The sequence below is a fragment of the Paenibacillus sp. JQZ6Y-1 genome, from assembly GCF_040719145.1.
GTDB lineage: Bacteria > Bacillota > Bacilli > Paenibacillales > Paenibacillaceae > Saccharibacillus > Saccharibacillus kandeliae.
In genome coordinates this window covers 2,907,694-2,930,390 of sequence record NZ_JBFDUZ010000001.1, presented here as the reverse complement: position 1 = coordinate 2,930,390, position 22,697 = coordinate 2,907,694, and the positions used below count along the sequence as shown (strand labels likewise).

The 22,697-nt window shown below is 47.3% G+C and carries 17 protein-coding genes and 1 other annotated feature; of the genes, 14 read left to right on the top strand and 3 right to left on the bottom strand.

Translation table 11 applies throughout. From position 1 onward, the window contains the following. Positions 1-3: 3 nt before the first annotated feature. From ABXR35_RS12500 to ABXR35_RS12475, 6 genes are all read left to right on the top strand, one after another. Entirely contained in the window at positions 4-3,294 is a 3,291-nt protein-coding gene (locus ABXR35_RS12500) for a non-ribosomal peptide synthetase (protein ID WP_367060329.1), read from the top strand. Then, a complete protein-coding gene (locus ABXR35_RS12495; RefSeq protein WP_367060326.1) occupies positions 3,291-4,280 on the top strand; it encodes a threonine ammonia-lyase in 990 nt (329 codons plus the stop codon). The genes ABXR35_RS12500 and ABXR35_RS12495 overlap by 4 nt, the downstream gene beginning before the upstream one ends. A gap of 51 nt (positions 4,281-4,331) precedes the next feature. Then, positions 4,332-5,639 (top strand): MFS transporter, encoded by a 1,308-nt coding sequence (locus ABXR35_RS12490; protein ID WP_436669334.1) that lies wholly within the window; start codon positions 4,332-4,334, stop codon positions 5,637-5,639. A gap of 107 nt (positions 5,640-5,746) precedes the next feature. Continuing rightward, positions 5,747-6,017 (top strand) — a binding site (T-box leader). Between the two features lie 106 nt (positions 6,018-6,123). Then, a complete protein-coding gene (gene leuS, locus ABXR35_RS12485; protein ID WP_367060320.1) occupies positions 6,124-8,565 on the top strand; it encodes a leucine--tRNA ligase in 2,442 nt (813 codons plus the stop codon). 162 nt (positions 8,566-8,727) lie between these two features. Further along, positions 8,728-9,303 (top strand): ComEA family DNA-binding protein, encoded by a 576-nt coding sequence (locus ABXR35_RS12480; RefSeq protein ID WP_367060317.1) that lies wholly within the window; start codon positions 8,728-8,730, stop codon positions 9,301-9,303. A gap of 23 nt (positions 9,304-9,326) precedes the next feature. Next, positions 9,327-9,827, top strand: a complete 501-nt coding sequence (locus ABXR35_RS12475) for a deoxycytidylate deaminase (protein WP_367060314.1) — start codon at positions 9,327-9,329, stop codon at positions 9,825-9,827. Here the strand turns inward: ABXR35_RS12475 and ABXR35_RS12470 are convergent. Beyond that, on the bottom strand, positions 9,789-9,935 hold the full coding sequence (locus tag ABXR35_RS12470) for a hypothetical protein (protein WP_367060311.1): 147 nt from the start codon (positions 9,933-9,935) through the stop codon (positions 9,789-9,791). The two genes, ABXR35_RS12475 and ABXR35_RS12470, sit on opposite strands and share 39 nt — an antisense overlap. 168 nt (positions 9,936-10,103) lie before the next feature. On the opposite strand from ABXR35_RS12470, the gene ABXR35_RS12465 reads away from it, so the two are divergent. From ABXR35_RS12465 to holA, 4 genes are all read left to right on the top strand, one after another. Continuing rightward, positions 10,104-13,055 carry a ComEC/Rec2 family competence protein gene (locus ABXR35_RS12465; RefSeq protein ID WP_367060308.1) on the top strand — a complete coding sequence of 984 codons (2,952 nt, stop codon included), beginning with the start codon at positions 10,104-10,106 and terminating at the stop codon, positions 13,053-13,055. 331 nt (positions 13,056-13,386) lie between these two features. Further along, a complete protein-coding gene (locus ABXR35_RS12460; RefSeq protein WP_367060305.1) occupies positions 13,387-13,935 on the top strand; it encodes an RNA polymerase sigma factor in 549 nt (182 codons plus the stop codon). Beyond that, positions 13,932-15,302 carry a hypothetical protein gene (locus tag ABXR35_RS12455; protein ID WP_367060302.1) on the top strand — a complete coding sequence of 457 codons (1,371 nt, stop codon included), beginning with the start codon at positions 13,932-13,934 and terminating at the stop codon, positions 15,300-15,302. The genes ABXR35_RS12460 and ABXR35_RS12455 overlap by 4 nt, the downstream gene beginning before the upstream one ends. 160 nt (positions 15,303-15,462) lie before the next feature. Next, positions 15,463-16,482: a DNA polymerase III subunit delta gene (gene holA, locus ABXR35_RS12450; protein ID WP_367060299.1), complete on the top strand. Its 1,020-nt coding sequence runs from the start codon at positions 15,463-15,465 to the stop codon at positions 16,480-16,482. 259 nt (positions 16,483-16,741) lie between these two features. Here holA and ABXR35_RS12445 read toward each other — a convergent pair whose 3' ends face one another. Next, positions 16,742-17,182 carry an Lrp/AsnC family transcriptional regulator gene (locus ABXR35_RS12445; protein ID WP_367060296.1) on the bottom strand — a complete coding sequence of 147 codons (441 nt, stop codon included), beginning with the start codon at positions 17,180-17,182 and terminating at the stop codon, positions 16,742-16,744. A 260-nt stretch (positions 17,183-17,442) separates the two neighbouring features. Here ABXR35_RS12445 and ABXR35_RS12440 point away from each other — a divergent pair, with 260 nt between their 5' ends. Further along, positions 17,443-18,198 (top strand): MBL fold metallo-hydrolase, encoded by a 756-nt coding sequence (locus tag ABXR35_RS12440; RefSeq protein WP_367060293.1) that lies wholly within the window; start codon positions 17,443-17,445, stop codon positions 18,196-18,198. Positions 18,199-18,274: 76 nt separating this feature from the next. On the opposite strand, the gene rpsT is transcribed toward ABXR35_RS12440, so the two are convergent. Beyond that, positions 18,275-18,547: a 30S ribosomal protein S20 gene (gene rpsT, locus ABXR35_RS12435; protein ID WP_367060290.1), complete on the bottom strand. Its 273-nt coding sequence runs from the start codon at positions 18,545-18,547 to the stop codon at positions 18,275-18,277. 351 nt (positions 18,548-18,898) lie between these two features. On the opposite strand from rpsT, the gene ABXR35_RS12430 reads away from it, so the two are divergent. From ABXR35_RS12430 to hemW, 3 genes are all read left to right on the top strand, one after another. Further along, the gene (locus ABXR35_RS12430) at positions 18,899-19,336 is read left to right on the top strand and encodes a GNAT family N-acetyltransferase (protein ID WP_367061409.1); all 438 of its coding nucleotides are present in this window, start codon (positions 18,899-18,901) and stop codon (positions 19,334-19,336) included. A gap of 204 nt (positions 19,337-19,540) precedes the next feature. Beyond that, complete coding sequence (gene lepA, locus ABXR35_RS12425) at positions 19,541-21,355, top strand: translation elongation factor 4 (RefSeq protein WP_367060287.1); 1,815 nt, start codon at positions 19,541-19,543, stop codon at positions 21,353-21,355. 156 nt (positions 21,356-21,511) lie between these two features. Beyond that, on the top strand, positions 21,512-22,693 hold the full coding sequence (gene hemW / locus ABXR35_RS12420) for a radical SAM family heme chaperone HemW (RefSeq protein WP_367060284.1): 1,182 nt from the start codon (positions 21,512-21,514) through the stop codon (positions 22,691-22,693). Positions 22,694-22,697 lie beyond the last annotated feature (4 nt).

The following is a 22,697-nucleotide window of genomic DNA, read 5'->3' as shown; positions in this document are numbered from 1 at the left end:
CGTATGAGCTCCATTGCCGGACCTACCGGAACGTTATCTGCAAGCAAGCATCAGCTGCTTCAACAACTGTTGAGCCGCAAGGAAGTGAACAGTAACTCTATTCCGCAAGCGCCTGCCGATCAACTCATCCCGTTGTCCTTTAGCCAGCAACGATTATGGTTTATGGACAAATATTTGGAAGATAAGAGTGTGTACAATATTCCGCTGTTTATGCGATTGCATGGACAGCTCAACCAAGAAGCGTTATCACTCGCCATGATGTATACGCTGCGCAAGCATAAGATTTTGAATGCGTATATTACCGAACAGGGGGAGCGGGCAATCCTCAGCACCCATGATCCGGTCGATTGGAAGATGGAAACGATCGCTTATCATCCGACGATGGATGCTACACCGGAGGATTTTGTAGAGCGTATGGCGGATCGCTGGTTAAAACATGAATTTACCATGTCAACCGGACCACTATTTCATACCGTATTGCTGGAATTGCCCAATGCGGAATGGGTATGGCTCACCTGTGTGCATCACCTTATCTTCGATGGATGGTCTCAGCAGCTATGGATCAACGATCTGACCGCCTATTACAACGCGCTCGTATGGGAACAACCGTTACCGACTGAAGCTGTGGACACGATTCGCTATGCTGACTATGCGTATTGGCAGCATCAGCAAATGCAATCGGGACAGTGGGACTATCAATTATCCTACTGGTCAAAGCAACTGTCTGGTACATTGCCTGTGTTAGAGCTGCCAACTGATTATGTACCGCCTGTCCTACAAACATTTAATGGACGACAGCATCTATCTCGATTACCAGTGGAGCAGAGCTGTCGCATCAAAACATATTGCCTTCAAGAGGGCATCACCCTGCATATGTTCTTCTTGTCTGCCTACAAGGTGCTGCTATCCATTTACAGTGCAGAGCAGGATATGCTGGTCGGTATTCCCGTTGCTGGCAGACATCGCAAAGAAGTGGAGCATATGGTTGGCATGTTCGTGAATACACTGGTCATTCGCAGTTTAGCGAATCCAGACCAGCCATTTTCGGACTATACGCAGCATGTGAAGCAGGTGTGTCTGGACGCATATGAGCATCAGGATATTCCATTTGAAAAGCTGGTCGAACAACTAGCACCAGAGCGCAGCATGAGCAGCTCGCCCATTTTCCGAACCTTATTCTCGATGCAAAACTATACATCCGATGATCAGGTACATCTGCATGGACTAGAAACGCAGTGGCTGGACGTGGATAATCATACAGCCAAATACGATCTGTCGCTGCTAATGAATGAACAGGATGATCAGTTTGTCATGGAGTGGCAGTACAACACAGACCTGTTCCATGAACATACGATTGCGCGTATGTCCAATCATCTGGAACAGCTGCTGAACGTAGTGCTGGACCAACCGGATATCCATCTCGGTGCTATTGATATACTCACCGCAGAGGAAACCGACCTGTACGCCAGCATCAATCGCCATTCCTCTGATGTTCCTACCGATTCTGTGCCGCATTTGTTCCGTCAGCAAGCGCAGCTACATGCCGATCTTCCGGCAGTACGTGAACATGATACGATTCTCACCTATGCCGAGCTGGATCACCGATCCGATCAAGTTGCTGCGCAATTGCGACAAGCCGGTGTACAGCGTCAGCAGCGGGTCGTGGTTTGTGTGGAGCGCTCCGCCTCCTTTGTTGTGACAGTACTTGCTGTGTTAAAAGTCGGTGCAGTGTATGTACCGCTTGATCCTGCATTGCCAGACTCCCGACTTGCTTATATTTTGGATGATATACAGCCGCAGATCATCGTAAGTGGACAGCATCGTTCTCCTATTTTGGAGCAATATGCCGATCGCTTGCTGCAGGTTTCGACTGATAGAGATGCGAAGCAGGAGTTGACCGTTGATTCGGCATTGTCGGTGGAACAATCCATGTTGCTGATGGATGAAGGCTCTGCAGACGATCTAGCCTATATCATTTACACATCCGGTTCTACAGGCAATCCAAAAGGCGTCAGCATTCATCATCGCGGGATTGTCCGTCTCGTACGCAATACAAACTATGTGAATATTCAACCCGGTCATCATATCGCTCAGCTGGCTAACGCGTCGTTTGATGCGATTACGTTTGAGCTATGGGGTGCGTTGCTGAATGGGGCTTGTGTACATATTATGCCGCAGGAAATCGTGCTTTCACCGTCTTTATTTGGCAAATGGATCAAGGAACGCGACATTTCCTTTATGTTCGTAACCGTGACTCTGTTTAACAAAATCGTGCAGCAGGACCCAACGGCTTTTGAAAAGTTAGACACTCTGCTGGTCGGCGGAGAAGCGTGCCATCCGAAATGGATGAATGAGGTTATCCGACACGGCAAGCCGCTGCATTTATTAAATGGTTATGGTCCAACCGAAAGCACCACTTTTGCGCTTACTCATGAATTGCATGAATTGGTACCAGATGAACAGTACTCCATTCCGATTGGACGACCTATCGCCAATTCCAGTGTGTATGTGCTGGATCAACAGGGGCGTCAGATGCCAATGAATGTTGCCGGTGAGCTTCATATCGGCGGTGCTGGTCTTGCTTCTGGCTACTGGCGGCGCGACGATCTGACGACAGAGCGGTTTGTTCATAATCCATTTCTGCCCAACGAACGCTTGTACAAAACAGGAGATCGGGTCAAATGGCTACCAGATGGCACAATTGCTTATCTAGGACGGCTAGATCATCAGGTTAAGCTACGCGGATACCGTATCGAGCTTGGTGAGATTGAAGAGACGGTGCGGCGATTTGCGGGTATTCGCGAAGCAACGGTGCAGCTGCGTTATTCCGCTGCGGATCAACCGTTTCTGGCAGCGTATTTTACAGCTGGGCAGCCGATTGTGATCAAAGAACTGCATCACTACCTCAAATCTTTACTGCCAGATTATATGATTCCAGCGGCACTGATTCAGACCGAAGCGTTTTATCTAACGAGCAACGGGAAAATCAATACTGCATTGCTGCCAGACATTTCCGAGCAGCATGTGGATCATATGGAATACGAAGCCCCGCAGAGCGAGATGGAGGAAGTGATTGCAGACATTTGGCAGGAGATTCTCGGCTTGCCGCGCATCAGTATTCATGACTCCTTTTTCGCTATCGGCGGACATTCGCTGCTGGCAATTCAGGTGATTGCCGAGCTGGAAGCGGTGCTTGAGCAGCCGCTTAGCATCAAACTGTTATTCGAATATCCGACGATTAGCGAGTTGGCTGTAACGTTAGAGAAACTATGGAGAGAAGGCGAACCAGCATGATGTTGACAGCACAGCATATTGTAGCGGCGCAACAGACATTGCAAGGTCATTTGGCAGCCACCCCGATCGAAACCAGTCACTTTCTCAATGAGCGGACGGGGCGCAACATCTGGATCAAGCCTGAATATAAACAGCATACCGGTTCATTCAAATATCGCGGAGCGTTTCATTTTCTCTCCCATCTGGATCAAGAGCGTTATCACGGGGTAGTCGCAGGTTCATCGGGCAATCATGGCATTGCCGTTTCAGCGATTGCGGAGCAGATGGGCATTCCTGCTACGATCTGTATGGCAGACGATTCGTCCATGTACAAGCGGGAACGCATTTTACAGCAGCAAGCAAAGGTGATGACATTTAACCGGATGACTCATAGCAGGGAACTGCTAGTGCAGCAGCTGGCAGAGCAGCAACAGTTATGTATTATTCCTTCTGCCGCGCACCCGCTCATCATGGCGGGAGCTGGCACGATTGCACTGGATATGCTGTCGGAGATGCAGGCAGCAGCTGTGGAGCTAGATGCGATCATCGTCCCCGTAGGCGGTGGAGGTCTAGCATCAGGTGTTGCAGTAGCAACGCATGAGGTAAGTCCTCGTACTCGCATCATCGGCGTCGAGCCGCTGGCTGGTAATGATGCGCAGCTATCACTTCGCGCAGGCAAAATTGTACAGGTGGATGCACCGCAGACGATGGCGGATGGACTTCGGCATCGACAGCTTGAACAGCTGCCCTTTCAGATGATGCAGCAGCATCTGGATGATATCGTCACCGTATCGGAATCTGAAATTCAATATGCGTGTGAACTGGCACAAGGTCATCTAGGATGGAACATCGAACCTACGTCGGCGGTGGTCATTGCGGCATTATTATTTGCTACATTGCCTTCGCACTGGAATCATATCGGTATTGTCCTGACAGGAGCCAATATGCAGCCTGTTCTGCATTCCACACTGTCCGATCCTGTCGTGTACCATTCCGCAACCTATTGAGCAGATTGGATCAGGCTGAGCCATATAGCCTGTAATGAGGAGATGCGTGTAATGAAATCATTATTCGGGAATTTGAATTTTTTATCGCTGTTTGCTGGACGTATGATTACGAATATCGGGGACAGCATCTATTATGTTGCATCCATGTGGCTGGTGTATCAATTGAGCGGAAGTACGTTTTATACTGGTCTCGCAGGCTTTTTGATTCTGTTGCCCAAAACGCTGCAATTTCTGACTGGACCTTTGATCGATAGATGGAATATCAAAAAAACACTGATCATTACACAGATATTGCAAGCTGTGCTGATCTTGATTATTCCAGTTTCTTATCTGATGGGCATGCTAAGTGTGCCATTGATTCTGATCGTGATGCCGATTCTGGCGATTATTGAAGAGTTTGCTTATCCGGTGCAGACGAAGATGTTGCCGCTCGTTTTGAAAAAGGAGCAGCTGGTCAAAGGCAATTCACTGATGGCATTTGCTTACCAAGGGATTGATCTTGTATTTAATGCACTGGCGGGCGTTATGGTCAATCTGGTCGGAGCAATTGCCTTGTACTGGATGGATTCGATTACCTTTGTGGCAGCTGCGATTTGCTTTGCGATGCTGAAGATTCAGCAGTCTTTTGCTCACAAGCCGAAGTCGGCGGCAGCCAAGACTACTTACTCGATCAAAACGTATATTTCGGATTTGCGGACAGGTTTTTCGATTGTGTTTCATTCATTGTTGCGCTTTTTCCTGATTGGATTGATTGTTGCTAACTTTGCCATCGGCTGTTCGATGGCAGTATTGCCTGCATTTGCAGATTACATAGGTGGAGCAGAGAGCTATGGCTTGCTGCTGGCAGCGATGTCAGCAGGTTCACTTGCCGGAGCTTTAACTGGTTCATTATGCGGCAAATATCGAATGGGACGATTGGTTATTGTCGGCTTTACCCTTGGCGCCTGCTGCTGGACGTTATCAGCGATGATTCATATTCCCGCCTTGTCGATCGTATTGTTCGGATTGTCATGGATCTTCATTGGCGCTGTAAATGTGATGTTTGCGGGCGTGTTCCAATCGGTCATTCCGAATCATCTGCTGGGCAGAGTGAATTCAGTCATGACCAGTATTAGCGTGATTGCGATGCCAGTCGGCTCGCTGCTGGGTGGATATTTTGCTACTCGTATTCAGCCTTCGCTCTTGCTTGGCGCTACAGGGATTGGCATTTTGTTTATTGCGATTGTGTGGATGCTGCATCCTCATTTGCGCCGCTTGCCTGCCGTTACCCAGATTAGCCGCTCTACCCTTCATTTAAACATTGATGGGGAGCCTGCTGAAGTGGCAGAGGTACAGCCGGTTCAACCGGTTCATACCTGATCCAAGGTCGATAGCGGAGTATCCTATTTTCTTTCATTGACTTTACCGGCTAACTTTTTTACAATAAAAACATTGTTACAACCGGACAGTTCATAACCGGACATATATAATGCTCAGTGAAAAGGAATAGTAATAGCGGCAAGCATAATGATAGAGAGTCGACGGGTGGTGCAAGTCGATATGATGCCGATATGAACTCGCCTTGGAGATATGCGACAACCATCTGTGGAATAGTAGCTTTGTCAGAGATGACAACGATATTCCCGTTGTAAACCGCATCGGCTTCCTACCGTTATCAGGCAACGAAGTGAGTGAATGGTGAAGCATACCTGTTCACTAACTAGGGTGGTACCGCGAGATCAACCTCTCGTCCCTAGCGATTATTTGCGCTAGGGATGGAGAGGTTTTTTTGCGGCTTTTTGGCAATATACATCCGGCGCGACAGGCGTTATAAGCAAGTGCATAATATGAAGGAGGAACAGGTATGACAGACAATAATACGACTCCACAGGGCTACCGCCCGCAGGAGATCGAACCTAAGTGGCAAGGCTACTGGGACGAACATAAAACATTCAAAACAACAGAGGAACAGGACAAGCCGAAGTTCTACGCGATGGACATGTTCCCTTATCCATCCGGTGCAGGTCTGCACGTCGGTCACCCGGAAGGCTACACTGCAACCGATATCGTTTCTCGTTACAAACGGATGAAAGGCTTCAACGTGCTGCATCCAATGGGCTGGGATGCTTTCGGTCTGCCAGCGGAGCAATATGCGATCGACAATGGCGGTCATCCGCGTGAATTTACATTGCAAAATATCAACAACTTCCGTCGTCAGATCAAATCGCTTGGCTTCTCCTACGATTGGGATCGCGAGATCAGCACCACCGATCCAGATTACTACAAATGGACACAGTGGATTTTCCTGCAATTGTACAAAAAAGGTCTGGCTTATATCGCTGAGATTCCAGTGAACTGGTGTCCAGCACTCGGCACCGTACTGGCGAACGAAGAAGTCATTGATGGCAAAAGCGAGCGCGGTGGACACCCAGTTATCCGTCGTCCAATGCGTCAATGGATGCTGAAAATTACCGAATATGCAGATCGCCTGTTGGACGATCTGGATGAGCTGGATTGGGCGGAAAGCATCAAGGATATGCAGCGCAACTGGATCGGCAAATCGACCGGTGCAGAAGTTAGCTTTGATATCGAAGGTAGCGAGGAGCAAATTCGCGTCTTCACCACTCGTCCAGACACATTGTATGGCGCAACCTACTGCGTACTGGCACCTGAGCATGCACTTGTAGATACTATTACAACAGCGGATCAGCAGGATGCAGTTAAAGCATATCAGGAAAAAGCGTCCCACAAGAGCGATCTGGAACGTACCGATCTGAACAAAGACAAAACAGGTGTCTTCACAGGCGCTTATGCGATCAATCCGGTCAATGGTGCCAAATTGCCGATCTGGATTGCTGACTATGTACTCGCGGCTTACGGAACAGGTGCCATCATGGCAGTACCGGGACACGATACACGCGACTGGGAGTTTGCTCAGAAATTCGATCTGCCGATCATCGAGGTAGTCGAAGGCGGAGATGTCACCAAAGAAGCCTACACAGGCGAAGGCAAGCACGTTAACTCCGGCAGTCTGGACGGAATGACAACCGAAGAAGCGATTCCGACAATGATTCAATGGCTGGAAGAGAACGGCAAAGGCGAAGGCAAAACAACCTACCGCCTGCGCGACTGGCTGTTCAGCCGTCAACGCTACTGGGGTGAGCCAATCCCAATTATTCATCTGGAAGATGGTACGATCAAGCCAGTTCCAGAGGAAAGTCTGCCACTGCTGCTGCCAGATCTGGATGAAATCAAACCATCTGGTACAGGTGAATCGCCGCTGGCAAATGCTACCGATTGGGTTAACACTATTGATCCAGAAACCGGCATGAAAGCTCGCCGCGAAACGAATACCATGCCACAATGGGCAGGCAGCTGCTGGTACTATCTGCGTTATATTGATCCGAAAAACGATCAGGAGCTGTGCTCCAAAGAGAAGCTGGACTATTGGATGCCAGTCGATCTGTACATCGGCGGTGCTGAGCATGCTGTACTTCACTTGCTGTATGCTCGTTTCTGGCACAAAGTACTGTACGATATCGGCGTAGTTCATACCAAAGAGCCGTTCCAAAAACTCGTTAACCAAGGCATGATCCTCGGTACCAATAACGAGAAAATGAGTAAATCGCGCGGAAATGTCATTAACCCAGATGATATCGTCAACGAACACGGTGCAGATACGCTGCGTCTATACGAAATGTTTATGGGCCCACTGGAAGCAACCAAGCCGTGGAATGAAAACGGTGTGGAAGGTATGTATCGCTTCTTGGCTCGCGTATGGCGACTGTTCATTAGCGAAGACGGTAGCCTGAATCCGAAATTCGTGGACAACGGCGGCGATGATGCCTTCAAGCGCACATGGCACAAAACGATCAAAAAAGTCAGCGAAGACATGGAAGCATTGCGCTTCAACACCGCGATCAGCCAGCTGATGATCTTTATCAACGAAGCATACAAAACCGACGAATTGCCACGTCAGGCAATGATCGACTTTGTCCAATTGCTGTCCCCGTTGGCACCACATATTGCGGAGGAGCTGTGGAGCCGCTTGGGCAATACCGAAAGCATCACTTACCAGCCATGGCCGGTGCATGATGAGGCGTGGACCAACGAATCCGAAGTGGAAATCGTTATCCAAATCACTGGTAAAATCGTACAGCGTGTCAATGTTGCCAAAGATATGAACGCCAAAGACATGGAAGCATTCGCCCTGTCTCTGGAAGCTGTGCAAAAAGCAATCGAAGGCAAAACCGTACGCAAAGTTATTGCGGTACCGGGCAAGCTGGTTAATATTGTAGCCAACTAATGTTGCTTAGATGTATATAGGTTAGATCAAGTGGAAGCACCACTGAGCGCTCCGGCATATTGCCGGGGCGCTGTTTTATACTCCCGTTCTTACTCACATCAAGAACGGAGAATAATCTGGATATACGGAATCGCCGAATATCCAGCAACAGGGGTGCAAATGATGAAAACAAAAATAACGATCATAGCTACAATATTGGCTGTACTGGGTGTAGGGCTCATCTGGTTTGGTGCAGCTCAGCAACCGGAGCAAGGAACAGAATGGGTACAGTTAAATGAACGTGCCGCAGCCAGCATCGAACCTGCTTCTACTACAACACAAGCAGGAGAACCGGATTCCGACATCGAAAAAGATGCAAGCCGAACGCTTGCTAACTCTTCACAGTCATCGGCAAATCATACAGGTTCAAATACAGTGCCTGTAGAGGAAAGTATTCCATCGTCAAACAATACAGTCTCTTCGCAAAGCGAAAGTGCTCAGACGCAATCAGCCAGCGACTCTGCACAATCAGCTACGAAGCCAGCGTCCTCGGTCAGCGAAGGGGAAGGTAAAATCAGCATCAATCGTGCCGGATTGGCAGAGCTAACAGAACTACCCGGCATCGGTGACAAAAAAGCTCAGGCTATTATCGATTACCGCAATACTCACGGTTCGTTTCAACATGTTAATGAACTTGACAATGTCAAAGGCATCGGCAGCAAAATGCTTGCCAAGCTGTTACCATATGTCAGTCTGTAAATTGGTTAAGGGGGAAATACAACATGCGTAAAGATTGGGATACATATTTTATGGATATCGCTCATATGGTGTCCACACGCTCACGCTGTCCGCGTCGGCATGTCGGTGCCGTTCTCGTACAGGGGAAAAAGCTGCTCGGTACTGCCTACAACGGCGCACCGATGGGCGTACCCGATTGCTCTGAGGATGGCTGTATGATCTCGGAAGAAGTGGAAGTAGTCAAAGTAGACGGTGTAGAAACGATGGTCAAAAAACAACGCTGCATCCGTACCATTCACGCCGAGCAAAATCTGCTACTGTTTACCGACCGTGCCGACCGCGAAGGCTCGACCGTATACGTAACCGACGAGCCATGCTGGACCTGCGCTAATATGCTTGCAAACAGCGGCGTAGTCGAAATTGTCTACCACCGAAGCTATCCCAAAGACACACGCAAAGTACACGACATGATGCAGCAAAAAGGCATTATTTTCCGTTCCTTGCAATCATACGAACCACCAAAAGAAACAGTGGTCATTGATTAAAATCATCGCATCATTAGTCAGCACCAGCACCAGCACCAGCACCAGCACCAGCACCAGCACCAGCACCAGCACCAGCACCAGCACCAGCACCAGCACCAGCACCAGCACTAAGCGCAGTCGTTTAAACCGTACACGAAGCAATCAAAACGGAATCACAATGGAAGAACCATGAATCCAGCATGCTGTATATGATGCAGCGCAGGAGCCATGGTTCTTTTTCTATGTTCAATAACAAGTACAACAAGCAACAACATAGAGGAAAGGGATACGCAGCAAATGAATGATATGGTACATAAAAGCAAACGACCATTGGTGGTCGGTTTTACAACGTGGACTGCTGGTAACACCTGTGCCGCATTATTGGATGAAATTGGCTTTTGGACAGTGATATGCGGTATATTATTGCTTGGCGGGTTGCTCATATTAAGTCTGTATATGTGGTTGCCACTTCGATTGGATTATCGTGGATTGATTATTATGGTAGTTCTATTTATCATAGCCGCCGTATATTGGCATGGGAATGATCAACGCAATGTGAGTCAGCTACCGACATGGTTGCAATCTACACCGGATCGCATGATTGATCAGCCGATTAAAGTAGAGGGAGAAATTGCAGGTCCTATAGAAATCGACGGAGATCGTGTAACGTTTCCGCTAGTATTGTATCGATTACATACATCACCAAGGTCATCCCATGCTTCGTTAACAAGCTCATTCACATCCATGGAATTAAAGAAGCACGAAACCGTATGGGTACAGCTCAAGCTTGCAGCAGAAAAGGAATTAATCACAGCAGCACAATGGCGACGTGGAGATCTCATTCAACTCAAAGGAACATGGAAAGAAGCAGGTGGAGCGCGGAATTTTGGAGCTTTTGACTATCGACAGTATCTGAGGCTCAGTCATATCCATTGGATCATTGATGTGAAAGGAGCTTCTTCACTACGCACATCTGATATAACATTGTCCGTTTGGTCGTCTATACAGAGTCGAGTGTTGCTTTGGAACGATGATACACGGGAACGACTTGCGCTACAAGTGCAGCGCATATTTCAACCGCTCGATAGCGGCTATATGGAAGGCTTGCTAATCGGATTGACGGATCATATCGATCCAGAAACCTTTGCTTCCTTTTCAAGACTGGGATTGACACATATTCTTGCTATTTCTGGACTGCATGTAGCAATCTATGCCGGTTTATTGTTGTGGATATTACGTGCATTGAGAGTAAGTAAAGAAACAGCTTGTTATATCGTGATGCTGCTGCTTCCAATCTACGTATTGCTCACCGGAGCATCGCCATCTGCGATTCGTGCCGGTTTGATGGGTATGATTGGATTGTATTTGGCAGGACGCGGACAGTTAAAAGATGGATTACATATTTTGTGCGCAGTTGGTTGGGGTATGCTGCTGTATGAGCCGTATTATTTGCTCAATATTAGCTTTCAGCTTTCATTTATTGTGACAGCAGGTTTGATTATGTATGTGCCGTTGTTTATGCCTTTGTTGAGTCGGTTGCCTTTTAAGCTGGCTTCGGCATTGTCGGTCACGATCGTTGCACAGTTGATTTCATTTCCACTGACAATTTATTATTTCAACCAATTTTCGTTATTATCATTTGTTGCTAATCTTGTGCTAGTACCAGTGTCCAGCATTCTGGTGTTGCCTATCGGTACATTTGCACTGGCGATCAGCTATGCTTGGTTTCCGGCAGGGTACTGGCTAGGACATGCAGTATCATGGCTCAATCGTTGGTGCTTTATATGGATTGATTGGCTCGATGATATGCCGGGCATGTTAAGCATCTGGTCATCGCCAAGTGTCATTGGCATCTTGATTTATTATGTATTGCTGTACATCGCTTTGCGTTGTTTCCGAGATATTCACCATTGGCTTCAAGAACAAGCGATGAGTGGGTACATAACTCATCAGCACTCACAAGTATCCACAGTACAACCATCAGTACAACCATCAGTACAACCATCAGTACAACCATCAGTACAACCATCAGTACAACCATCTCCCTTGTCACGTCGATTGATCAAAGTCTCGGTTGCTGCATTATTTTGTAAACGTGGACTTCATTGGCAGATTCCGTGGTTGCGCAATAGACTTCTAATCCTACCTTTGTTCGGCTGTATACTTATTATCATGCTAACTAGCTGGTACAACGCCTCTCCCTATCAACAAAACAAGGAAGCAATTGTACAATTTCTCGATATTGGTCAGGGAGACAGCATTTTGATTACAACACCGGATAACAAGCATATTTTGGTAGATGGTGGTGGTACGGTTCGTTTTCGCAAGCCGGGCGACGAGTGGAGGGAACGGAAGCAACCTTATGAAGTAGGCGCCAAGCTTATCGTACCGCTGCTCAAAAAGCGTGGTGTTCATGAGCTGGATGCCATTATGTCCACCCACTGGGATCAGGATCATGCAGGTGGCTTATTGGCGGTAGCGGAGCAGATACCAGTGCAGCAGTTTATTTTTAATGGCACCTTACCTGATGACGATAAGCAAAACAAACTGATTCAGGCGTTGCTGAACCGTCACATTCCTATGTACGCTGCATCAGCGGGTCTGCAACTACAGCCGGATCTGCATACAACACTGACGTTTCTTGCGCCTGCCCGATCCACCAGTTCGCCTACGCTCATTAACGACGAAGCTAGTCGTTCACAATTATCTACAATTTCGAATACAAATGTGCAAAAGAACACGCAAAATACACATGATTCTATTACTATCAAAGCTACAACTCATCCTGTAGCCCGTTTACTTCCACGTAAGGAAGATCAAAATCTATATTCTGTTGTCTTTATGCTGGACATCTATGGACGTCATTTTCTATTCACTGGTGATGCCAATTTCACAGAGGAGCGTTCTGTTTTGAATGATCTGCAATCGCTCGCAACCCGCTCCAGTCGGAACACCGACGCTCATTCGATGGCAGCAGGGGTTCTTTCCACGCCGATTGATGTATTAAAGGTTGGTCATCATGGCAGCAAAACATCGACTTCTTCCGAATGGCTGTCCTATTGGAAACCGCAAGTATCGGTGATTTCGGCAGGCGTAAACAATATCTACGGTCATCCGAAAAGCGAGGTGCTGGATCGTCTGCATCACGCTGGTTCTACTATTTTTCGGACGGATCAGCAGGGCGAGATTCAGATTCTGATCCATACGAATGGTAAAATGGAAACCCGTACACTGCTTCCGTCACCATAATGCTCTCTGCATCGTTTACTTGAGAACGCATGAATATCGTATGTCTAGCTGAGGTAGTTTGCTCATAACCTTACAGAAGATGACGAATAGAGCGGATTTTGGTATCCTAGATACATCTGTAGTACGTTTCGACATATGACCCGGAAACTATTCCCAACAAGTAGTCCAAATGCCGCCCGGATTCGTATGATTCCTACATAGGGTAAGTGTTTATCATAGCGTTTTGCGGCACTTATCGCTTTGAATCAATAAATTGAAATTATTTTATTAAATACTGCAACAATCAGGGCGCTATCTGCGTCTAGGAGTTGTAAGGAGAGGGGGATCCTCCGTGGTGGAGCAGGGACTCATCAAGGCCGCCCAAGAGGGAGACCGAGATGCTCTAATCACCCTATTAAGAGAGATAGAACATCATGTGTACAAAACAGCTTACTATATTTTGAACAATGAACAAGATGCTCTGGATGCGGCTCAAGAGGCGTTAATTCGCATCTATACCAAAATTGGTTCCTACGAAGAAAAAGCACAATTTAAAACTTGGGTGCAACGGATTGTTACGAATATCTGCATTGATAAATTCCGTCGAAGCAAGCCGACGGTTTCGATTGAGGAACATGAGATGGTGTTTGAGGGTCATGACGATGTGGAGCAGCAGGTGATGCGTACCTATACATCCAAAGATGTACAGGAAGCGATCAATCAGCTGCCTGAGCATCATCGAACGGTGATCGTACTACGCTATATTCAGGATTTATCCTACAACGAAATTGCGGACTGCCTGGATTTACCTCTGAACACGGTAAAATCGTATTTATTTCGCGCGCGCCAGCAACTACAAAGTCTGCTAGCAGACTATGAGAAAGGAGGATTGATTGGATGAAACGTGAAGTAGCGGAAGAATGGATGAGCCGCTATTTGGACGGTGACCTGGGCGCGGAAGATAGCAAAGCTTTGTTCCGTTATATTGACGAGAACCCGGATGCAGCAGAGACATTTCGGATCATGACCGCTTTGTCGCTGCGTCTGGAAAAATTGCCTGATGTAAAACCAAAGTACAGTCTGGTGGATGCCATTTTGCCACAGCTTGATCAATTGGATGCGGAACGACGCACCGAGAGTGCAGCTGAGATCGGAATTATGGAACCGCAACAGGACGAAAATGATGAACTGGCACAGCGTCGTCGTCAGCGTGGGAACTGGCGTGATCGTTTGCCGGTGCGTACAATCGGGGGGATTGTTGCCGCCGGTGTAGTACTTGGTATTTCCATTGCGAGTTATGAACCGAAGACACTTACCGATGCGGGATCGCCTGCATCGCCATACAGCTACAGTCAGGATAAGACGGCTGAAGAAAATGGCAGTGTCAGCAACCCGGAAGAGAAAGATGCTTCGGTTGACTCGACCACCAATGAAGAAAAGCAACAGCAATCATCGGAAGACCAAAAGGAACCGTCCAATGCAACGGGTACAGAAAGTTCATCCAATGAGCCTTCTGACGGACAAACTTCAACAAAGAATCCTTCCGATTCGGATACTCCGAAAAAGCAGGATAACAACACGAACACGACTCCTCCGTCAAGCGAGTCAACCGGTAATCGCAGTCAATCGCAGGAATCGTCTACAGACAAGCGCGGTGGAGTTCCTTCGACTATTACCAAGGATGACAGTTCGACTTCAAAATCGAATACTAGTGATCCATCGACCGAGAAGCAGGATACGACTACGCCTCCAGCTTCTACGGATCAGGGGAACAGCGGTTCAGGTAAAACAGATTCGACAACATCTGGTGGAACAGACTCTACATCAAACGACCCGGAAGCTTCCGGTACGGATGAAAGTGCAGGCATTCTGTCTACTCCAGAAACACAACCGAGTCTGGTCGCGCCGGATGCTGGTTCAAAATCGGCAGGAACTACAGATTCCACGTCGACGAACCCACCGACAGGTACAACAGGTACTTCGAACAACGATTCCAGCTCTACAAACTCGGCTGGCGTAAACGCGCCAAAAACCGAGCAGGAATGGAAATCGCCATCCGCAGATTACACCGTTGTACTGACTACGCAAAATACACTTCGTCTGGATAGCATTGCCGCCGATAATGTCAACGGTCGCAGCGTTGTATCCTCGATTCCGCTTAAAGGAACGTGGATCAGTGGCAAATGGTCAGATGATGGAAAAGTATTTACGTATCAGGTGAACGAGAACGGCATTAGCAAAACGTACAAAATTACAGTTGGCAACTGATTCGCCGCGATAAACGATCCGCTTTATGGATGGATCGCGTCGAAACAAGGACCTTCCGGTATCATACCGGAAGGTCCTTGTTGTTTATACCGATGTGGAACCTTTGCGGAGATACATTTTTCCGTTACAATACATATATCGAAGTCAGGAGGAACGTAAGATGGATTTGAAAACGGCAAGTAAGGATATTCAAAATAACAATCCCGCATCCATTTATGTATGTTACGGAGCGGAAAAATATAGAATTCGTGAGTTTATCGACTTTACCGTCAATCAGTTGATTGAGCCGGAGCATCGTGACTTTGCCATCGCTCGGTACGATCTGTCCGAAACGGCGCTGGAAACCGTACTCGAAGAAGCGGAAGAAATTCCATTTATGGTACCGCGTAAGCTGCTGATTATACGCGATTCGTCGGTACTGACAGCAGGCAAGGATAACAGTAAGCTAGAGCATCGAGCAGAAGCACTGCTGCGTTATATGGAAGAACCAGTCGATTATTCGATTTTGCTATTCTGGGTAAATGGCGAAAAGCTAGATGAGCGGAAAAAGGTTGTCAAAGCGCTAAAAAACAAAGCCTGCATATTACCATTTCAACCGATGGGTGCAGAGGAACTGCTTGCGTGGTTGATTCGCCACGCCAAAAAGCAGGAGTGTGAGTGCAGCAAAGCTGCCGCTGAGGCGCTTGTTCAGTCTGCGGGTACAGGGCTGGGCATTTTATCTGCGGAAATGGACAAGCTTTGCCTGCATGCTGGGCGTGGCGGTACGATTACTGAAGAGGATGTGCAGAAGCTGGTTGCCCGCAGTACGGAGCAGAATGTATTCATTCTGGTGGAGCAGATTGCAGCCGTTCGTTTAGAGCAGGCGCTGACGATCTTTTACGATTTGTTGAAGCAGCGTGAGGAGCCGATCAAGATCGCTGCGCTGATTGCGCGTCAATTTCGCATTATGCTACAGGTCAAAGAGCTGGCTGGGCAAAACTACTCGCAGCAGCAAATTGCTTCCCAGCTTGGACTACACCCGTATGCTGTCAAAATTGCTGGCGAACAAGCACGCAAATTCGACGCAGGCAAGCTGCGCTCGATTATTGCCCATCTGGCACGTCTGGACTACCAGATGAAGACGGGAGCTATTGATAAAGTACTTGGTCTGGAAATGTTCCTGCTGCGTCTCGGCGCATAAATTGGTGCTATATAGCGGATAAATGATCGTATCATGAGAGTGTATCTGTATCTGCTATAATCGATATAAATAGTATATCAATAGCCCACAAATCTTGGAGTGTTCGGCATTCCATAGATTTGTGGGCTATTTGTGCGTGTATGCGTTGCTAGTGAATATCTACTTTTCTATGCGACAACATTCATACTGCCTATGCGTTCTGAATATACTTTCCGAAAATATGCTGTCCTCTTGCTATTTAGGGGAGTTCGAGCTTCTTTTATTTAAACTGCTCTACTGACAAACTCAATTTATAATTACCATACGTCAGCAATGAATCCAGCAAGCGATTCAGATCGCTCAGCGAAGCAGCATGTACACGCATCCAGTAACAGCCTTCACCACTAATTCGATGAACTTCGTATACAGCCTCCTGCTGATGAACATGCTCTAGAAAAGCCGAGTGTGACGACGCAGAATTCATATATAAAATAACAAATCCTTGAATGCCTTGTCCCAGTGCTGCCGGATTCCATTTGACGGTATAGCCTTCGATTATTCCTAGATCATGCAGCTTGCGAATACGCTGACCGACTGCCTGACCAGATAAATGCACCAGTTCGCCGATTTCTTTATGGGAACGGGCAGAGTTTTCAATCAGATGATGCAAAATGCGCAGATCGACTTCATCTGCTTCCAGCATATATTTGGAGAGGTTCATACATGTAAGCTCCTTTGATCCAAGGGTGATAATACTTGTTTACTTTCAAATTGAAAGCAAACAGACCTATATGCGTTCATTCCACGCTGTCGGGTTAGATTGCCCTTATTTTATAATGAGTACAGGTCAAGCAACAAGAGTGAGTAGTATATGAGCATGATGCCTGAATCGTACTTGAATGCTGCTTGAATATTACTTAAATAATGATTACATGGTGCTTGAATAATACCAAACAATATATCTGAAGGAGCGTACAAAACATGAAGATTCAATTGATTCGCAATGCTAGTTTATGGCTAGAATATAACGGGCTTCATTTGTTGGTAGACCCCATGCTAGGCGAGCAAGGGGCGTATCCGCCGATTATGAATTCTGACAATGAGCGGCGCAATCCATTGGTGCCGCTACCAGGAGCGCTGCAACAGTGGCAGAAGCCGGATATTATCGTGCTCACCCATCTGCATAACGATCACTGGGACGCGGCGGCAGTGGAAGCTTTGGACAAATCGATCCCAGTATGGTGCCAGCCCGGTGATCGTCAGCGCATCGAGGGACAAGGATTTACAAGTGTAACGGAAATACAGGAGCACTGGCAGTACAAAGGCGTTCAATTGTATCGCACCAGTGGTCATCATGGAACGGGCGAGATTGGAGAGAAAATGGGCAATGTATCCGGCTTTGTATTGCAGGCGGAGCATGAACCGATTTTGTATATTGCTGGTGATACGATCTGGTGCAGTGAAGTAGAACAGGCGCTACATGACTACAAACCGGATGTGACTATCGTAAATGCAGGGGCTGCTCAATTTGTGGACAGTGAACCTATCATTATGGATCAGCATGATGTGCAGAAGGTATGTACAACAGCGCCATACAGCAAGGTGATCGCTGTACATATGGAAGCGATCAATCATTGTTTGCTGACGCGCAGGGAATTGGCTGAGTTTGCAAAAGAACAGGGATTGTCGGAACAACTCATAATTCCGCAGGATGGAGAGCAATTGCAATACAAGTGATAAGTGTCCGACAAGCTTATAAACACAATAAACCCCTGAGCGGATAACCGTTCAGGGGTTTATATGAAAAGCAGCATTAGGCCTGACTGGAAAGAGCGTTCAGTTTCTTAGCCAGACGGGATTTTTTACGAGCAGCTGCATTTTTGTGGATGTGACCTTTAGTTACAGCTTTATCCAGACTTTTGGAAGCAGCAGCAACAGCAGTTTTTGCATTTTCAGCATCGTTATTCACAAGTGCAGTATCTGCAGCTTTTACGCTAGTGCGCAGTGCGGATTTTTGAGCCGCATTCAGAGCACGACGTTTTTCGCTAGTTTTTACACGTTTAACCGCGGATTTGATGTTAGGCATTACATTCACCTCCTGTAAAGCATATACGAATCATCGTTAAGACTCACAACTCTAAATATATTATCATGTTATATTCAGATTTGCAATATAAATTGCTGCTTGTTTCTGATCGAAGATAGAAAGCTTCAAATCTGAGTGGGAATATAAACGCAATACCTATACAAGATGGAGCTATATTTATGATCATTTTGTTGTATTTGCAATAAAATTGATTTATTATAAATCGTAATTTAGTAGACCGCAAAGGCTGTATAAACATCTATTTGCGTAAAGTATCGTTTTATAACTGATCTTTTCATAACTGATTATACCTACTAGAAAGGAATTACATTCATGAGCCATTCCACAGATATACATCTACAAATCATTACAACGATAGAACAGCTGGAAGTAGCTAAGCGGATTCGTCAGACGGTATTCGTAGAGGAGCAGGGCGTACCGCTAGCAGATGAATTTGATCAGCATGATGTGCTGGATGCGGAGTGTGTGCACGTACTTATCTTCTATCAGCAGCAGCCAGCGGGTACAGGACGTTGGCGTACAGTAGACGGCACCGCCAAGCTGGAGCGAATTTGCTTGCTGCCGCAATATCGCCAGTATGGTCTGGGTCGGGTATTGATTCAAGGCTTGGAGCAGCAGGCGATAGAGCAAGGGCTGCATCATTTTCAATTGCATGGGCAAAGTCAGGCGGCTCCTTTTTATGAAAAGCTGGGTTATCGCATATTCTCGGCGGAATTTTTGGAAGATGGTATTCCGCATGTATGGATGATTCGCGAAGCGGGAAAGTAAAGTATGCAAGCGGAGCAGCAAATAACAGAGATGAAGAAACGATGTGTAGAAACTGGGAATCCCATTGTTTTGAATTCGTTTCTCTAATGGGATTGCTGGGGAATCGCCCAACTGCTATAATAAATTGATTAATGGGAATGGTTAACCTTTCACACAGGACCGGACCATCAGCATTATATTTCAGGCTTATGTTGGGGGTAAGGCATGACTGATATTTCAGCAAGACAGGCAAAAATACGTAATTTCTCCATTATTGCGCATATTGACCACGGAAAGTCCACACTGGCGGACCGTATTCTGGAGTACACTGGCGCACTGACATCTCGCGAAATGCAAGAGCAGGTACTGGACCAGATGGAACTGGAGCGCGAGCGCGGAATTACAATCAAACTGCAGGCGGTTCGTTTGACATACAAGGCCGATGACGGCGAGGAATACCTGCTCAATCTGATCGATACACCGGGACACGTCGACTTTACGTACGAGGTTTCCCGCAGTTTGGCTGCCTGCGAAGGCGCACTGCTGGTTGTCGATGCGGCGCAAGGCATTGAAGCGCAAACGCTGGCAAACGTGTATCTGGCACTGGACAACAATCTGGAAATTCTGCCGGTCATCAACAAGATTGACCTGCCAAGTGCAGATCCAGAGCGTGTCAAACAGGAAGTGGAAGATGTGATTGGTCTGGATGCTAGTGAAGCGGTACTCGCTTCTGCCAAAGCAGGCATCGGGATCAAGGACATTCTGGAACAGGTTGTACAGAAGGTGCCTGCACCGACTGGCGATCCATCAAATCCACTGAAAGCGCTGATCTTTGACTCGCACTATGATCCGTACAAAGGGGTTATCATTTACTCCCGTATCGTAGACGGCAAGATCAAATCCGGCTCCAAAATCAAAATGATGGCAACGGGCAAGGAATTCGAAGTTATCGAAGTTGGTGCCTTTATGCCACGCATGACAATTGTGGATGAGCTGAACGTCGGTGATGTTGGCTTTATCGTTGCTGGTATCAAAACAGTGGGCGATACGCGTGTCGGTGATACTATTACCGATGCCAAGACGCCAACAGCTGAGCCACTGCCGGGTTATCGCAAAATCAACCCGATGGTGTATTGCGGTCTGTATCCGATCGAATCGTCCGACTATGTGGATCTGCGCGAAGCGCTGGAAAAGCTACAGCTGAACGATGCGTCGCTGAGCTTTGAGCCGGAATCGTCGAGTGCACTCGGCTTCGGTTTCCGTTGCGGCTTCCTCGGATTGCTGCATATGGACGTTATTCAGGAGCGGATCGAGCGCGAATTTAATATTCCGCTGATCACAACAGCACCGAGCGTTATCTACCACGTTACACTGACCAACGGCGATGTGCTGACGATTGATAATCCGTCGAACTACCCAGAAGTTGGTCGTATTGAATACGTGGAGGAACCGTATGTGAAGGCATCTATTATCGTACCGAATGATTTTGTCGGAACGGTTATGGAATTGTGCCAGACCAAACGCGGTGAGTTCATCAATATGGAATATCTGGATACGACACGTGTTACGATTACGTATCAAGTGCCACTGTCCGAGATTGTGTATGATTTCTTCGACCAGCTGAAATCAAGCACCAAGGGTTATGCTTCGTTTGACTACGAGCTGTCCGGCTACCGCAAATCGAATCTGGTGAAAATGGATATTCTGCTGAACGGCGAACAGGTCGATGCACTGTCCTTTATCGTTCACCGAGATCGTGCGTATCATCGCGGACGTGTTATCTGTGAAAAGCTGCGTGAGCTGATTCCACGCCAAATGTTTGAAATTCCGATTCAAGCTTCGGTCGGAACCAAAGTCGTTGCTCGTGAAACCGTAAAAGCAATGCGTAAAAACGTCCTTGCCAAATGTTACGGCGGCGATATTTCCCGTAAGCGTAAGCTGCTGGAAAAACAAAAAGAAGGTAAAAAGCGCATGAAGCAAGTCGGTAACGTAGAAGTACCACAGGAAGCCTTTATGGCGGTACTGCGTATCGACGAGTAGATTCAATTGAGTATACACGATGGATCAAGCAGGGAAGGCCCGACAACGGGCTTTCCCTTTTGTCCATTATTGAGATGGGAACCAATCAATCTAACAATGAACAGTCCCCGGTACATGTGCCGGGTTTACAATAGACTGACGGGGAGGAAACCGGTCATGAATACAGTCACCCATACAGACGCGCCCCGTGCAATATATGTGCACATTCCGTTCTGCACCAACAAGTGCTTTTACTGTGACTTTAATTCTTACGTTCTAAAAGACCAGCCGGTCATGGATTATTTGCGGGCATTGGATCGTGAGATGGAATATACGGTGCAACAAACACCTCCGGGTGTGATCGATACGATCTTTGTTGGCGGAGGTACGCCAACTGTACTGAAAAACGAAGAGATGGAATATTTCCTACAAAGTCTGCGCCGTCATTTCCCGAATTGGGCAGAGGATATCGAATTTACGATGGAAGCCAATCCGGGTACGACGGATGCGGATAAGCTGGCGATTATGAAGGCAGGCGGCGTGAATCGTGTCAGTTTTGGCGTACAGGCATTTCAAAATGAATTGCTGACCGGCATCGGGCGCATTCACAATACCGACGATGTGTATCGCAGCTTGGAAAATGCGCGCAAAGTTGGACTGAATAACCTATCGATTGACCTGATGTTTGGATTGCCGAATCAGACGCTAGAAATGCTGGCATACAGTGTGGAGCGTGCGCTAGAACTGGATCTGCCACATTATTCAATTTACAGCTTGAAGGTAGAAGAGAATACGCTATTCCACACCCTGTTCCAGAAAAATCAACTGCCCTTGCCGGATGAAGAATCTGAACTGAATATGTACCTGTTGCTGATGGATAAGATGAAACAGGCAGGTTATGAGCAGTACGAGATTAGTAATTTCGCTAAGCCGGGGTATGGCAGTCGTCATAATATGACCTACTGGCGTAATGAGGACTACTACGGATTGGGTGCCGGTGCGCACGGATATGTGCATGGCAAACGTCATATTAACATTAAAGGCGTGAATCCGTATAACGAAGCGGCAGCGACTCGCCTACCAAGACTGGACGCGTCTGAGATTGATCGCGATGAGGCAATGGAGGATTATATGATGGTCGGTCTTCGTATGCTAGAAGGAGTGTCTAAGGAACGCTTTGCCCGTCAATTTAATGGGGAACAGCTGGATGATGTATTCCGAGTACAACTGGACAAGCTGCTGAAAAACGATCTGCTACAGCCAACAGAGGATGGATATCGTTTAAGTGAAAAAGGCTTGCTGTTTGGCAATGATGTGTTCGGCGAATTTGTCGGCAGTTTGATGCAGGAGCAAGCATAAGCGA